Annotated in this window: 15 protein-coding genes; 3 read left to right on the top strand and 12 right to left on the bottom strand. The window is 61.0% G+C overall.

Annotation, left to right across the window (positions count from 1 at the left end; genetic code table 11):
- Positions 1-6: 6 nt before the first annotated feature.
- The 10 genes from ACQK2Q_RS04440 to dusB form a co-directional block, all read right to left on the bottom strand.
- The gene (locus ACQK2Q_RS04440; RefSeq protein ID WP_425408539.1) at positions 7-141 is read right to left on the bottom strand and encodes a hypothetical protein; all 135 of its coding nucleotides are present in this window, start codon (positions 139-141) and stop codon (positions 7-9) included.
- A 93-nt stretch (positions 142-234) separates the two neighbouring features.
- Positions 235-1,044, bottom strand: a complete 810-nt coding sequence (locus ACQK2Q_RS04435) for an inositol monophosphatase family protein (protein ID WP_425408538.1) — start codon at positions 1,042-1,044, stop codon at positions 235-237.
- Positions 1,041-2,375, bottom strand: coding sequence for a GTPase HflX (gene hflX, locus ACQK2Q_RS04430; protein WP_425411120.1), 1,335 nt, complete (start codon positions 2,373-2,375; stop codon positions 1,041-1,043). Before hflX ends, ACQK2Q_RS04435 begins: the two co-directional genes overlap by 4 nt.
- A gap of 96 nt (positions 2,376-2,471) precedes the next feature.
- Complete coding sequence (gene hfq / locus ACQK2Q_RS04425) at positions 2,472-2,711, bottom strand: RNA chaperone Hfq (protein ID WP_425408537.1); 240 nt, start codon at positions 2,709-2,711, stop codon at positions 2,472-2,474.
- 132 nt (positions 2,712-2,843) lie between these two features.
- The gene (dat, locus tag ACQK2Q_RS04420) at positions 2,844-3,698 is read right to left on the bottom strand and encodes a D-amino-acid transaminase (RefSeq protein ID WP_425408536.1); all 855 of its coding nucleotides are present in this window, start codon (positions 3,696-3,698) and stop codon (positions 2,844-2,846) included.
- Positions 3,699-3,703: 5 nt separating this feature from the next.
- Complete coding sequence (locus tag ACQK2Q_RS04415; RefSeq protein WP_425408535.1) at positions 3,704-5,095, bottom strand: potassium transporter TrkG; 1,392 nt, start codon at positions 5,093-5,095, stop codon at positions 3,704-3,706.
- Positions 5,096-5,119: 24 nt separating this feature from the next.
- Positions 5,120-6,493 (bottom strand): Trk system potassium transporter TrkA, encoded by a 1,374-nt coding sequence (gene trkA / locus ACQK2Q_RS04410; RefSeq protein WP_425408534.1) that lies wholly within the window; start codon positions 6,491-6,493, stop codon positions 5,120-5,122.
- A 47-nt stretch (positions 6,494-6,540) separates the two neighbouring features.
- Entirely contained in the window at positions 6,541-7,929 is a 1,389-nt protein-coding gene (locus ACQK2Q_RS04405) for a sigma-54-dependent transcriptional regulator (protein ID WP_425408533.1), read from the bottom strand.
- Between the two features lie 34 nt (positions 7,930-7,963).
- Positions 7,964-10,240 carry an ATP-binding protein gene (locus ACQK2Q_RS04400; RefSeq protein ID WP_425408532.1) on the bottom strand — a complete coding sequence of 759 codons (2,277 nt, stop codon included), beginning with the start codon at positions 10,238-10,240 and terminating at the stop codon, positions 7,964-7,966.
- A gap of 198 nt (positions 10,241-10,438) precedes the next feature.
- Positions 10,439-11,449 carry a tRNA dihydrouridine synthase DusB gene (dusB, locus tag ACQK2Q_RS04395; protein WP_425408531.1) on the bottom strand — a complete coding sequence of 337 codons (1,011 nt, stop codon included), beginning with the start codon at positions 11,447-11,449 and terminating at the stop codon, positions 10,439-10,441.
- Positions 11,450-11,697: 248 nt separating this feature from the next.
- On the opposite strand from dusB, the gene ACQK2Q_RS04390 reads away from it, so the two are divergent.
- The 3 genes from ACQK2Q_RS04390 (at position 11,698) to ACQK2Q_RS04380 (ending at position 14,082) form a co-directional block, all read left to right on the top strand.
- A complete protein-coding gene (locus tag ACQK2Q_RS04390; protein WP_425408530.1) occupies positions 11,698-12,891 on the top strand; it encodes a bifunctional 2-C-methyl-D-erythritol 4-phosphate cytidylyltransferase/2-C-methyl-D-erythritol 2,4-cyclodiphosphate synthase in 1,194 nt (397 codons plus the stop codon).
- A 103-nt stretch (positions 12,892-12,994) separates the two neighbouring features.
- Positions 12,995-13,498 carry a CinA family protein gene (locus tag ACQK2Q_RS04385; protein ID WP_425408529.1) on the top strand — a complete coding sequence of 168 codons (504 nt, stop codon included), beginning with the start codon at positions 12,995-12,997 and terminating at the stop codon, positions 13,496-13,498.
- A 119-nt stretch (positions 13,499-13,617) separates the two neighbouring features.
- Entirely contained in the window at positions 13,618-14,082 is a 465-nt protein-coding gene (locus ACQK2Q_RS04380; protein WP_425408528.1) for a YciI family protein, read from the top strand.
- Positions 14,083-14,105: 23 nt separating this feature from the next.
- On the opposite strand, the gene ACQK2Q_RS04375 is transcribed toward ACQK2Q_RS04380, so the two are convergent.
- The gene (locus ACQK2Q_RS04375; protein ID WP_425408527.1) at positions 14,106-14,552 is read right to left on the bottom strand and encodes a type II toxin-antitoxin system RatA family toxin; all 447 of its coding nucleotides are present in this window, start codon (positions 14,550-14,552) and stop codon (positions 14,106-14,108) included.
- Positions 14,549-15,232 carry a glutathione S-transferase N-terminal domain-containing protein gene (locus tag ACQK2Q_RS04370; protein ID WP_425408526.1) on the bottom strand — a complete coding sequence of 228 codons (684 nt, stop codon included), beginning with the start codon at positions 15,230-15,232 and terminating at the stop codon, positions 14,549-14,551. The genes ACQK2Q_RS04375 and ACQK2Q_RS04370 overlap by 4 nt, the downstream gene beginning before the upstream one ends.
- Positions 15,233-15,238 lie beyond the last annotated feature (6 nt).

Below are 15,238 nucleotides of genomic sequence, written 5' to 3'. Positions count from 1 at the left end.
TCTCCTTTATGTAAGGCGTGTTTCGCTGAAACGCGCATGCCCGAATTCATATGTGTGCAAATACATAAGAACGAACATCACAAACATTGAGACGCCAATCATGGCGGCGAAGCGGCGATAACGCCCTTGATGGTCTTTCATGTTGCGCTTTTCCGTATCAGTTGCGTTCCCAGGACTTAGTTGTGCAACAGATAGAAAGGCGGCGGGTTCCGGAAAGCCGCCCGGAAAGTCCCTTCAGGCGCCGGAGCCAAGCGTCTGTTTTACCGCTTTCCAGACGTTTTCATTGCCGGCGGCCAGCATCGGGCGGCCCGTTGTGGTCTGCGGCGCGTAGGGCTCCCCATTATCAATATATTCAGCGCGGCCGCCGATTTCGCGAAGCATTAAAACGCCTGCGGCGTGGTCCCAGGGGCTGCAACGCGACGACAAAGAGAAGTCGCGTTTGCCGCGGATGAGGTCAATATATGCGTATGCGGAACATCGCGCCGGCGCCGTTTCGAATTCCCGCCGCAAGGGTTTGACAATACGGTCCCGCCATTCCGGGTATAGCGCGCCGACGGCGCGATAGCCGGTTACCGGCGCTTCCGGTTCATTGACAGGCTGCAACTTGTCGCCGCGCCATGCGGCGCCCTCTCCCGCTGCGGCCATGGCGAAAGCGTGCTTGGGAATTGCGTAAATCCAGCCCTGCCGGATTTCGCCGTCTTCCACCAGCGCCACGATTGAGCCGAACTCAGAGACGCCTTCAACAAAATTGCGCGTGCCGTCCAGCGGATCGACGATCCAGAATGCGCCGTCCCCTTCCAGTTTTGACAGGATCGCCGGATCGCCCGCCGCTGTTTCCTCGCCGATAAACCCCGCCGCCGGATATAGATCATGCAGCGCCGATTTCAGCCGGCGTTCAGCAGCGTGATCGGCGGCCGTTACGAAATCGCCGGGTCCGGTCTTCGTGCTGATATCGCTTTTGCCAAGTACGCCGAAACGCGACGCAATTTCTTCCTCGGCGATCCCGGCAATGATCGCCGCCGTTTTTTCCATGTCAATAATCATGCGCTCTTATAGGCGGCGCGCTCTTCCGGCGCGAGGCGCGCGGCGGGAAAATTCTTGAAAAACTGGCCTTGTGTTTTCAGTGACAGGCGCGCCGTCAACAGGAGATCCAGTTCCGCCTGCTGTTCATCGATGATTTCAGCGCGGCTGTGCAGCCAAGCGCGCGCGGCGCCAAAAGGCGCCGGCAGGATAAACGCATGCGTTTCATGCGCCGCCGTCAATGCATCCTCGATGGCGTCCATCAGATCGCCGACATTTTCGCCGGTATGCGCCGAAATCGCGACGCGCCTTGACGGATGCTCATCGGGTCCGCTGCGCCGGGCGCGCGCTATGGCTTCGATATCGCTGCGGTCTTCGGCGCTCAACAGATCAATCTTGTTCAGCGCTTCGATAATGGGGCGCTCATCGTCCTCCTCGATCCCGAGCGCGCGCAACACCGTGATAACGTCATTGCGCTGCGCATCCGTATCGGGATGCGAAATGTCGCGCACATGGACGATCACATCCGCTTCCAGCACTTCCTCAAGCGTCGCGCGAAACGCCGCCACCAGCTCGGTCGGCAAATCGGAAATAAATCCCACCGTGTCGGAGAGAATCGCGCGCACGCCCGACGGCAAATCAATCGCGCGCATGGTCGGGTCCAGCGTGGCGAAGAGCAAATCTTCCGCCATCACCTTTGATTTTGTCATCTGGTTGAAAAGGGTGGATTTGCCGGCGTTTGTGTATCCCACAAGCGCAATAACCGGATGCGGCGCTTTTTTGCGTTTCGCGCGCTGCAGGGTTCGCGTCCGCTTTACGTCTTCGAGTTTTTTCTTCAGCCGCACGATCTTGTCGTCGAGCGCGCGGCGATCGGATTCGATTTGCCGTTCCCCGGGACCGCCGAGAAAACCGGCGCCGCCGCGCTGGCGTTCAAGGTGGGTCCATGACCTGACAAGGCGCGAACGCTGATAGTCAAGATGCGCCAGTTCAACCTGCAAACTCCCCTCGGCTGTCTGCGCGCGCTCGCCGAAGATTTCCAGAATAAGCGCGGTGCGATCCAGCACTTTTGCATTCCAGGCTTTTTCCAGATTGCGGTGCTGCACGGGGCTGAGCGCGCCGTCGACAATTACAAGGCCGGGGCGCGGTTCAACCGAATCCAGTTTCCGGCCGATCTCCTCGACCTTACCGGCGCCGAGCAGTGTTGCCGGACGCGGCTGGCCGATCTGCACAACATCGGCTTCGACAACGGTTAAATCGATGGCGGCCGCCAGACCGACGGCTTCTTCCAGCCGCGCTTCCGGCAGGCGCAGGCTTTCGCCGCCGCGAAGCGCGGGGTGAATGACTATGGCGTACATGGCGTCAGACAAGTGTAACTCAAGACTTTATTGGCGCGGACGGCGCGGCCCGCGCTGGCGCGTTTCAGAACATATAACGACGGCGAATTTTTCGCGCTATTCGGTGTCTTCGCCGTCCCACAGCGTGATCGGCCCTTGCGGCATCACTGTAGAGATAGCGTGCTTGTAAACAAGCTGCGCATGGCCGTCGCGCTTTAATAGAACACAAAAATTATCAAACCAGCTCACAATGCCCTGCAATTTCACCCCGTTCACCAGGAAGATCGTGACGGGAATTTTGGCCTTACGGACGTGGTTTAGAAAAGTATCCTGCAAGTTTTGTTTTTTTTCGGTCATTGGTCCCGCTTCTCGGAGTCGGTTGTTATGCTGCAGCGCAATATTATTCTGGCGTGGAAATCACCGCCTTGCAACCGCTTTTAAGGCGCACAAAGCCCGAAATTTCGAATATTTTCAGCCGATTGTCCCAATTCAGCCGCCGCTGGCCTTATTTTTATAAGCTTCACGCAGGCGCGCCGCCACGGGTCCCGGCGCGCCGTCGCCGATCCGTGCGCCGTCAATGGCGACCACCGGCATCACGAACGAAGTGGCGGACGTGATGAAAACCTCGCTTGCGGCGCGCGCCTCCTCAATTGTGAAGGCGCGTTCTTCGATCTTCATCTGCAATTCCCGCGCGCAACCGAGCGCCGTTTCGCGCGTGATGCCGCCGAGAATCTGATTGCCTCTCGGGTGCGTGCGTAAAACGCCGTTCCCGTCCACGATCCAGATATTGGACGAAGAACATTCCGTGACGACGCCGTCGCGCACCAGCACGGCTTCAGCCGCGCCCGCTTCGCGCGCGGCCTGTTTCGCCAGCGCATTGGGAAGGAGTCCGACAGTTTTGATATCGACGCGCCCCCACCTGATATCCGGGTGCGTGATGACCCGAACACCCTTGCGGGCTTTTGCGTCGCTTGCATGCAGATCGAACCGCCGGGCCGTCATCACCAGCGCAGGCCGCGTATCCGGTACCGGAAACGCATGATCGCGCGGCGCAACGCCCCGCGTCACCTGAATATAAACCAGCGCTGTCTTCAACCTGTTGCGTCTTAAAAGCTCGCGCATCACCGTTTGCAGAGCGCGCCTGCCCATGGGCTGCGCCATGCGTAGTTCGCGCAAGGACCTTTCATAGCGTGCGAAATGCCCTGCGAAGTCGAACAGCTTCCCGTCAACCACGATGCAGACTTCGTATACGCCGTCGGCAAACTGATAGCCGCGATCTTCAATATGGATATACGCCTCGCTCAATCGCGCGTAGCGCCCGTTCACATAAGCAAAACGCGACATGCTTTTTATCCTCTCCAGAAAGCGCGGTTGATCAGCGCCAGCGCGACGGCGGCTTCGAGGCGGCCCAAAATCATGCCCGCCAGCAAAAGCCACCTGATGGGCGACTGGAAGACGGCGTAACCGTCAGCGTCTCCCTGCGCAAGTTCGATCAGCGGCCCGGCGTTGCTGAGCGCGGCCGTCGCCGCCGCCGCCGAAAGCCCGAATGAATGCCCCCCGAGCGACACCGCAAGCAACAGCCCGGCGAGCGTCAGCGTGAACACCAGAAAATGCATCCACACGCCAAGCTCGTTGGCGACGCGGCGCGCGCCGAAAATCGCGCTCGGCGTGATCAGCCGGCGCACTTCCTCATTGGCGCGGCGCATGATGACTAGCCAGCGCAGGACTTTAAACCCGCCGGCTGTCGAGACCGCCGCCGCCCCGATGATGGCGGTCACGAGAACCGCAAGCAAGGGCGGCGCCTCGCCGATGATGTAGCCGTTGGTGGTGACCAGCGAAGCGGCGTTAAAAAGTTGCGGTGCGATCAGTACGACATCGCCCGCCCCGGCGCTGATCCAGAACAGCACGCCGACCCAGATCACGATGAGCAGATAGGCGCCGGTTTCAATGTCGCGCAATCGTTCTTTTTGCGCTTTTACAATCCGCGCGATCAGGATGAAGTTGACCCCGCCCAGCAACGTAAAAAAGAATATGGATAGTATGACGCCTGGCGGATAGGCGCCGACCCCTTCCGGGTGCGGAATAAATCCGCCCGACGCCGCCGTCGTCATCGCCAGTATCGCCGCATCGAGCACGCCGGCGCCCGCGGCGGCGATCGCCGAGAACGCAAACAGCGTCACAATCAGATAGACACCGGCGAATGAGGCAATGGCGTTGCGCAAGGGGCGCAGGAATGAGTTATGGTCGCCGCGTGAAAATGGCGGCAGCAGCGTATCGATGCCGATAAATGTCGGCCTGATGAAAATCGCAGCCGCTGTCGCCAGCGACGCCAGTCCGCCCAGCCATTGCAATTCCGCGCGCCACAGGGCGCCCGGCGCGCTCGCCACCGCGCCGGATTTGGAAAGCCATGCGCCAGTAGTCGTCATGGCGGACACGGTCTCGAAATAGGCGTCGGCGAAATTCAGTCCCTCGGCCATGATCGGGATGCACGCAAACACCGGCGTCGCCACCCACCATAACAAAACCACGATCAGCGCGCCGCGAAAGCCGGACGGGTTGTGTCTGCCTGCGCTAGAAACATAGGCGCCGGCGCTGACCATCGCCGTCGCGAGAATCGCGAATACGTAACCGCCGAGCGTCGGCGCGCCGGTTGCAAGCGCGAGCGCCGCCGGCGGCAGCAGCGCCAGCATGACAGCGAACAGCATCGCCGCGAAAAGGCGAAAAATGCCGGTCAGCGCCATGATGGAAACACTGTCCGCATGGGATCAGAAATACTCGATGCTGACGCGGAACATCTGTTCAACGTCTTTTACCGCGTCGCGCATGGCCATAAGGACAACGCGGTCGCCGGCGTTGATCACCGTTTCGCCTGTCGGCATGTGAACCGCGCCGTCCCGGAAGACGGCGCCGATCATGACGCCTTCGGGCAGGTTTGCGTCGCGCAAGGGTTTGTTGACCAGCGGCGACGTCTCCAGCGCGACCGCGTCTATCAACTCCGCTTCGCCGTCAGACACAGAATAAACGCCCTTGATCCGTCCGCGGCGGATATGCTGCAGGATCGTCGACACCGTCGTCGCGCGCGGATCCACATAGCGATCAACGCCCACCGCCTCGGAGATCGGGCCATAGTCGAGATCGTTGATCAGCGCCAGCGAGCGGCGCGAGCCTTCGCGTTTCGCCACGACAGAGGCAAGGATATTCACCTGATCATTGTCGGTGACGGAGACGACCGTTTCCGCTTCCGCAACGCCCGCTTCGCGCAACAGCGCACGGTCCAGCCCGTCCCCTTCCAATACGATGGTGCGTTCAAGTTCCTCGGCAATGTATTCCGCGCGCTTGCGGTCGCGTTCGATGAGGCGGATTTTCATGGCGCCGTGCTTTTCCAGCCCCTTGGCTACAAAGAGCCCGATATTGCCGCCGCCGACAATGATGACGCGGCGGGCCTGGCGCCCCGCTTCGCCCATGATTTCAAGGGCGCGCGTCACATCGCTTCGGTCGGAGATGAAGTAAACACGATCCCCCGGCTCTAGCTGGTCGCCGGAATGCGCCCGGCGGATCTGGTCGCCGCGATTGACGGCGACAATGGTGATTTTGAGATCGGGAAACAGCTCCGCCACCTGTCGCAGCGGCGTGTTGATAATGGGGCAGTCGTCGCGCAGCTTCACGCCCACCGCCCAGACCCGTCCGTCAACGAATGATTTGATTTCGAAAGCGCCGGGCGTCGACATGCGCTGAATGATGGCTTCGGAAACTTCGCGCTCGGGCGAGATGATAACGTCGATGGGTAGATGCGCGCGGGAGAAAAGATCGGAGTAGCGCGGATCGAGATAGCCTTGCGCGCGCACCCGCGCAATTTTTGTCGGCACATTGAAAAGCGAATGGGCAATCTGGCAGGCGACCATGTTCACTTCGTCGGAGAACGTCACGGCGATCACCATGTCGGCCTCGCGCGCGCCGGCTTCTTCCAGGGTTTCGGGGTAGGCGCCGTTCCCGACAACGCCGCGCACGTCGAGGCGTTCCGCGACCGCGCGGATCAGCTCTTTCGACTGATCGATCACGGTCACTTCATTATTCTCACGCGACAGGCGCCGCGCAATGCCGACGCCAACCCTGCCGGCGCCGCAAATAATCACGCGCATGAGATATTAAACCTTTTCATTTCCCGTTCGGGATCAGATTTCCAATTTCAGGCGCTTTCGGCGCGGGCCTGCCCGCTGACGCCGAGCGCCTTCAGTTTCCTGTGCAGCGCAGACCGCTCCATACCGATAAACGCCGCCGTTCTCGATATATTGCCACCGAATCGGTTGATTTGCGCAATAAGATATTCACGCTCGAAGCGTTCGCGCGCCTCGCGCAGGGGCAGCGTGATAATTTGCTCCAGCCCTTCGCCGGCGGGGATCGACAGGCCGGAATCGAGCACCTCCGCCGGCAGATGTTCGCAGGTGATTTCAATTTCCGGATCGCGCGCCATGAGGATCAGCGTCCGCTCGATAACGTTGCGCAACTGGCGGACATTGCCGGGCCAGGCGCAGGCTTGCAGCGCGGCCATGGCTTCCGATGAGAACGGCCGCTTCGGCAAGCCGGACGCTTTTGCGATGCGATCGACAAAAAACGCCGCCAGCGCCGGGATGTCTTCGCGCCGTTCATCAAGGCCCGGCGCATTGATGGAGACCACGTTGAGCCGATGGTAAAGGTCTTCGCGAAACCGCCCGTCCGCCGCCAGCGCCAGCAGATCATGCGACGTTGTGGAGACGATGCGTACGTCGACTTCCACCGCTTTCGGCCCGCCAACGCGTTTGAACCGCTGCTCCACCAGCACGCGCAAGATCTTGCCTTGGGTTTCCATGGGCATGTCGCTGATCTCATCGAACATCAGCGTGCCGCCATGGGCTTTTTCCATAAGGCCGATCATGCGGGTCGAACCATCCTCGCCTTCAATGCCGAAAAGTTCCTCCTCCATCCGCTCCGGCGCGATGGACGCGGCGCTGACAACAACGAAAGGACGGCCCTGCCGGCCGGACCGGGCGTGGAGCAGACGCGCGATCATTTCCTTGCCGGAGCCCGCCGGGCCGGAAATCAGGACGCGCGAGCGCGCATCCGCCACGCGCTCAATGACATTGCGCAATGATGACACGGCGGCGGAAGAGCCGATCAGGCCCCAGTCTGGCGCCCGCTCGCGCAACTCGCTGACTTCGCGCGTCAGACGCGCCGCCTCGAGTGCGCGGTTCGCCGCCAGGATCAGCCGGTCGGCGTTAAACGGCTTTTCCACAAAGTCGTAGGCGCCCTTTTTGATCGCCGCCACGGCTGTTTCTATTGTTCCGTGCCCTGATATAATCACGACCGGCATCCCCGGATGCAGTTTCTTCAGGGTTTCGAGTATCTCAATCCCGTCAAGTTCGGAATTTTGCAGCCAGACGTCCAGAATGACGAGAGCAGGGCAACGGTCGCGCACGGCGGCCAGCGCCGAGGCGGAGTCCGCAGCCGTACGCGGATTAAATCCTTCATCCTCCAGGATACCCGAAATCAATTCGCGAATATCAGCTTCGTCGTCGACAACCAGAACGTCTATACTCATGATGGCTTACCCTTTACACCCTTTCGTCCAGCACTCACTCCGCCGCCGCGGCATGCGGCGCGTCCTCTTTCGATTTCAGTATCTGCAGCGATATCGTCATGCGCGCGCCCGTGGGGCCAAGCGAATGATCGTCCGCAAACTCCAGCGAGCCGCCATGTTCCTCGGCGACTTTCTTGACAATCGCGAGCCCCAGCCCCGTGCCCTTGGCGCGGGTCGTCATATAGGGCTCGGCGAGGCGGTGGCGCTCTTCCTTCGGCAGACCGACGCCATTGTCGATGATGCGGATGCTCGCTAGCGTCTCGCCCGGATCAACCTGCACCGCAATGCGTCCCGGCGGGCCGTCTTCGTTATCCGCAAGTCGCGCGGAGATTGATTCCGCGGCGTTTTTCAGAAGGTTCGACAGGGCCTGCACGATCAGCCGCCCGTCGCACTGCACCAGCACCGGCGCGCCCGGCGTCTCGATGACGAAATCAATATCGGGAAACGCCACTTTTTGCGGAAAGATCGCGGCTTTCACAAGCTCGCGCACATCCTCCGGCCCGATGACCGGTTTCGGCATGCGCGCAAATGACGAGAATTCGTCAACCATGCGGCCGATATCATTCACCTGGCGGATGATGGTGTCGGTGCAGCGTTCGAAGACTTCAGGATTGGACTGCACTTCGCCGGCGTATTTGCGGCGCAGGCGCTCCGCCGAAAGCTGGATCGGGGTCAGCGGATTTTTGATCTCATGCGCGATGCGTCTTGCGACATCGCCCCAGGCGGCGTTGCGCTGCGCGGCGATAAGCTGCGTGATGTCGTCGAACGTCGCGACATAGCTGGCGCCGTCGCCGGCAGCGTCCTTGACCAGCCGGACATTCAGCGTGCGCGTTTGCCCGTGGCGCGTCACGTCGATCTGGTCGCCGATCTCCGCATAGGGGGAGTTCGCCGCACGCTCCAGTAGCGCGGAAAGCTCCGGCAAAATCTCGGAAATATTGCGCCCCGTCAGGGCCGTGTCCTCATCGCCCACGAGTTCCTGCGCCGATGTATTGGCGATGGTGACGCACCCATCCGTAGACAGACCGATGACGCCTGCGGAAACCCCGGAAAGAACGGCTTCGGTAAATCGGCGTCTTTCGTCGAACTGCCGGTTGGTGTCCACCAGATCGTCGCGCTGGGTCTGAAGCTGCGCGGTCATATGATTCATGGATCGCGCCAGCGCGCCCAATTCCCCGTCTTCTTTATAGACTTCAACGCGCGCGCCGAGTTCGCCGCCGGACACCCGCTCCGCCATATTCACAAGCCGGCCAATGGGCTGCACGAGGCGGGTCGCCGCCCACAGCGCCATCCAGATCGCGCCGAAAAGAATAATGATCGCCAGAACGACATAACCGGCCAGAAACACCCGTTCCAGCCGGGAGCGGCCAAGCTCCGCCTCCTGCCAGTCCTCGCGCACCTCGCGCACGGCGAACAGGCGTTGCGTCGTTACGGGGTCAACCGGCTGATACCCGATCAGGAACCCGCCGCCATAATATTCAAGCCGCAATGCGCCGCGAAACATATCGAATGTTTCGTCATTATTGACGCCGAAAACGAAAACTTCACCGGGCGCGCCGTTGCGCAGATCGGAAAGGCGCGCTTCGGCCGGCAGCGCATAGGATCCGCGCTCGATCTCCGCCCGGACAATGATCTGTCCGTTACTGTCCACAAGATAGAGCGCCGAGAGGCCTCTCACCTGCGCCTGCGCATAAAGATAGCGGCGGAAACTGATGGGCGTTTGTTCAAAACCGACGCCGGCTTCTTCCTGTCTGGCGATATCCTGCGCGATCAGGCTCATATTCTGGCGCATTTCGCCGCCCTTGATATTCACCAGCGCATTGGCGAGGTCGCGCGCGGTATCCTGATATTTTTCGATCCGTTCACTGAAGACGTCGTTGAGGCTGGCGCGCAAAATCGTAAACGCAAACAAAAAGGCGATGGCCGCAGGGATGACCGCGATCAGGGAGAACATGCCCACAAGCTGCATATGCGTGCGCGAACCGGCGAGCTGGTTCCGGCGGTTCGTCCAGACATGGAAAAGCCTGACGCCCACAAGCAGCGCGAAACCGGCGGCGATCACGATATTGCCGATGATCATCGCCCGCAGGAACGAGCGGTCGACTGTCTCCACCAGCGGGGACATGAGGAACCACGTCGTGAAAAACGCCACAGCCCCGGCGCCGATCAGCGCGGCGGCGGCGGCGGCGTTGGAGAAAACCCATTCAGGCGCAAAACGGCGCGCGCTTGCGCGTGCGCCCTCGGCCTTTTCATGAAATTCCGTCTGGTGACTCAAAACTACGCCATCCCGGCAGGCGTTATCCGCCCGAAATCCTCAATCGCACCGCCGCCGATTCGGCCTCCGCTCCACCGGCACGTTCCGATTGCAACAGTTGCAATCGTTGAACCATGCGGGATCGTGCGGCCGTTGTTGCCAAAAATCAACAGTTTTGTTGCTAAAAAGAGACAACGGCTTTTTGCCGTTTGGTCACCGTCAGGCGGCGCGCGCGTCAACCGAACTGAAATCACCCTCAAACCAGGCGTCGAGCGCCGCCGCCACATGTACCGGAGAGGCCATCCGGCAGATCGCGGCGCGGCAGGCCCGCCGCCGCGCAGGATCGATATTGACCGGGGCGTGATCGATGTAAGCCGCCAGATGTTTGCGCGCCATTCTGACGCCGAGCGGCGCCCCGTAATGCTGGATGGTCTCAGCGTAATGGGCCGCCGCCGCATCGCGCTGAAGTTCCAGCGGCGGTTCAACAAGCGCGCCGCCGGTTTTCAGCGCCGTTGCGATTGCGCCCGGCAGCCAGGGCCGGCCGGTGGCCGCGCGCCCGATCATCACGCCGTCGGCGCCGGACTGATCCAGCGCCTGGCGCGCATGTTCAACACTCAGAATATCGCCGTTCACAATCACCGGAATGGAAACCGCCTCTTTTACGGGACGCACCGCCGCCCAGTTCGCCTCGCCATTGTAAAAGTCGCAGCGCGTTCGCCCGTGCACGGTGACCATTTGCACCCCGGCGCTTTCGGCGCGCATGGCCAGTTCGGCTGCGTTCAATGAATTCCAGTCCCAGCCGAGACGCATTTTTAGCGTTACCGGTTTCGCCGTCGCCGCCACCGTCGCCTCGATCAGCGTCAGGGCGTGATCGAGATCGCGCATCAGCGCAGAGCCGGAGGCCGCGCCCGTCACCTGCCGCGACGGGCAACCCATATTAATGTCGATGACGTCCGCGCCCGCGGCTTCAGCCAGCTTCGCGCCTTCAGCCATCCAGTGCGCCTCGCGGCCGGCCAATTGAACGACAAAGGGGAAAATCTCGCCGTCGCCCTCGGCCCGGCGGACGACATCCGGCCGGCCCCGCGCCAGTTCCTCCGACGCCGTCATCTCGGAGACCACAAGCCCGGCGCCGAACCGCGCGACCGCGCGCCGGAACGGCAGGTCCGAGACGCCCGACATGGGCGCCAGCGCGACGTTGTTCTTCAGCTTGATGTCGGCGATAGAGAGCATTGTTGATATCAGTTCTTGGCGATCAGCGTATTTAGCCGTTAAGGCATGCAGTTACAAACATAGTATCCGGATGATTTAAATGTGTTGAAGCTTAATCAAACAGATCTATGCGCCTATTCCTCCCCCGCTTGCGGGGGAGGTGTCGCACCGGATGCAATCCGGAGCGACGGAGGGGGCATATTCGACTTTACCCCCTCCCCGGCTTCGCCGGACCTCCCCCATATATGGGGGAGGAAAGGAGCCCGGGCATGATGTCAGCGCACAACGCCATCGCAATTATCGTCGCCGCAGGGCGCGGCACCAGAGCCGGCGCCGGCGGGCCGAAGCAGTATCGCGATCTTGCGGGGCGCGCGGTGATCGCCTGGACGGCGGAAGCCTTCCTCAATCATCCGCTGATCGGCGCCGTGCGTGTCATTATCCATCGCGACGATCGCGGCGAATACAATACAGCCATGGGCGCGCTCCTCGATCATCCCAAACTTATGGAACCGGTCTTCGGCGGCGCCGAGCGGCAGGACTCGGTCCGGCTTGGTATCGAAAGCGCCGAAGAAGACGCGCCCCGCCATGTGCTTATCCACGATGCGGCGCGCCCTTTCATCGATGAAAAAACGATTGCCCGCGTTATCGATGCGCTGGGTGAAAATGACGGCGCCCTCGCCGCCCTGCCCGTGCACGACACGATAAAGCGCGCGAGACCGGACAACACGATCGAGGCCACCGTGCCGCGCGATGCGCTGTGGCGGGCGCAGACGCCGCAAGGGTTTCGATTTGATAAAATCCTCGCCGCCCATCGCGCCGCCAGCGGTCAGCAACTGACCGACGACGCCGCCGTGGCCGAGGCCGCCGGACTTTCCGTTGCGCTGGTCGCCGGCTCGCCAGACAATATGAAAATCACGCAAGCCGAAGATTTCGGCATGGCCGAAACGCTATTGGGGCGAAAGGCGAAACAGATGGAATACCGCACGGGCCATGGCTTCGACGTTCACGCCTTTGAAGATGGAAACGCCGTCATCATCTGCGGCGTCGAAATTGCGCATGACAAAAAACTGAAAGGCCATTCCGACGCGGATGTGGGCATGCACGCGCTGACCGACGCCATACTCGGCGCCATCGGCGAAGGCGATATCGGCGATCATTTCCCGCCGTCCGACCCGCAATGGAAGGGCGCGCCCAGCCATGTTTTTTTGGAAAAAGCGCGCGATCTGGTCGCAGGACGGAACGGCAAGATCACCCATTGCGACGTGACGCTCATGTGCGAGGCGCCGAAGATCGGCCCGCACCGCGAAAATATGCGCGGCGCGCTCGCTGAAATCCTGAATATCGACGCTGCGCGCGTCTCCGTAAAAGCGACGACTACGGAGCAACTGGGCTTTACCGGCCGCCGCGAAGGCGTCGCCGCCATGGCGACGGCGACGGTGGCGCTGCCGGAGGTGAAATCATGAACATTGATGCGTCAACTCTTATCACCATCAGACACCAACGCCACCCCTCTCCCCCCGTCAGGTGGAGAGGGGCTCTGGCGAACGCCTTCATTTGCAGCACGCCATGACCCAGACCCACCGCATCTGGTCGCTGGCGCAGGCGATCATCGACAAGGCCGGCGCCGAAGGAATGACCGTCGCCACGGCAGAGTCCTGCACCGGCGGCATGATCGCCGCGGCGCTGACCGACGTGCCGGGATCGTCCGCCGTCGTCGATCGCGGTTTCGTCACCTATTCCAACGAGGCGAAAGCCGAAATGCTCGGCGTACCGATGAAACTGATCGATGAGAACGGCGCCGTCAGCGCGCCCGTGGCGCGCGCCATGGCGCTTGGCGCGCTTCATGCTTCGCGTGCGGACATTGCCGTTGCCGTCACCGGCATCGCCGGACCGTCCGGCGGCACCGACCGCAAACCTGTCGGCCTTGTCTGGTTTGGTTTGGCGCAGCGTTCCGGCCTTACGCGCGTCGAGCGGCGCGTCTTTTCGGAAGGCGGCCGCGATTTCGTGCGCACCAAGGCGGTTGAAACCGCGCTTCACCTTGTCCTGACGCAGTTGACCGGAACCGGATAAATCGCGGCGCCTCGCCTTTAATGAGCGCGAGCGCCTCCCGCTGTACTGCGCGCGTCCTCGCTTGTCAGCCCTGCTCGCTTCAGGCATTAATACGATTAGATTTATTCCGGAGATTTAAAATGCGCCTTGCTCACCTCATTATCCCTGCACTCTGTTTTATTATTGCCTCGGGCGGCGCGCGCGCCGGCGACGACAAAGCTTCTTTCGATGCGGCGCTCGCGGAGGAACTTGGAGCGGACGCCTATGGCATGCGGTCCTATATTTTCGTGATGCTGCGCACCGGCCCTGCGGATATTCAGGATGAAGCCAGACGCCAGGAATTATTCGCCGGTCATTTTGCGAATATGCGCAATCTCGCCGAGGACGGGAAACTTGTTCTCGCCGGGCCGCTTTCCAATGGAACCGATGAACGCGGACTGTTCATCCTGAACGTGGAAAGCATCGACGAAGCGAAAGCCCTGATGGAGGGCGACCCAACCATTGTCTCCGGGATTTTCACTGTTGATTATCTGAATTATTACGGCTCCGCGGCGCTGTTGAAGGTGAACGATATTCACGCGAAGATTCAGGAAAAATCCATGTAGCGCAAACGCGCGGCATAATTGCGTTACCCGTAAACTTCCCCGGCGCGCTGTACAAACGCATCGCTCATCCGCGCGAAGGCCTTGTCGAACACCGCCTGGGCGGTCGCCTGCAGCAGAAAATTCCTGAACTCGAACGTGATTTCAAAGTCCACAAGCGAGCCGCCTTCCGGCTGGTCCGTAAAACGCCAGCGGTTTTCCAGATTGCGAAACGGACCGTCCACGTAACTGGCGTGGATCCGGCCGTTGGCTCTATCCAGTTTGACGCGGCTGCGGAAGCGTTCGCGAAAGACCGAATAGGCGACCACCATGTCGGCGGTCATGGTCCCCTCGCCGTCTGCGACATCGTTTTGCACAACACGCAGCGCGGCGCACCAGGGCAGAAACTCCGGATAGCGTTCAATGTCGGCCACAAGATCAAACATCTGGCGCGCCGAATACGGAACCTCCGTCTGCGTCCTTTTAACCGTCACGAGGCGCGCTTGGCGTTCCTGGCGTAGCCGTCAAACAGATCTAGCATGCGTTCGCGCCAGGCGTCGACAGCCTGCGGCGTCTCGAACATTTCTTCGCTGGTGGTCAAACGCACCCACATAAAAATGCTGAACACATTATAGTCGGCCATATTCGGTTTTTCACCGCCAAGAAAACGGTGACGCGCCAGCGGGGCCGCAAGCGTTTGCAGGGCGTCCTCGATATTGTTGCGCAAACCGGGCGTCGCCGCAGCCTCTTCCAGCGTTTTGCCGAGCCGCTGTTCGCGGGTTTTTCTGAAGTAAGCCTTGTCGTCTTCGTGCGCGGCGGCGTGCACGCGCACGAACAGCATCGGCGCAAGATTCGGAAACAGCGCTGCGGCGATCCAGGCGTTGTAGAAATCGACGGCCGCGCGTTCGCCCGCGGACTGCACCAGCGGCGGATCGGGAAATTTCTGCGCCACATAAGCGTAGATGTTTTCGCTGTCGCAGATCATTTCATCGCCGTCCACAAGCACAGGCACAAGGCCGTGATCCTTTTCCGGATACTGGTCCTTGTCGGCGAAAGGTACAGGGATCGTCTCGAATTCCTCTCCCACGTGCAACAGGGCGAACTTCGCGCGCCAGCAGAACGGGCTCGGCCGCACGTCCGGGTCAGCCAGCGCCAGATCGTAAAGTTTCAGCATGGGTGT

Origin of the sequence: Hyphococcus sp., assembly GCF_965228385.1 — a bacterium.
Lineage (GTDB): Bacteria > Pseudomonadota > Alphaproteobacteria > Caulobacterales > Parvularculaceae > Hyphococcus.
Note: the sequence above shows the minus strand (reverse complement) of the source record. Positions and strands in the feature narration are given on the sequence as shown.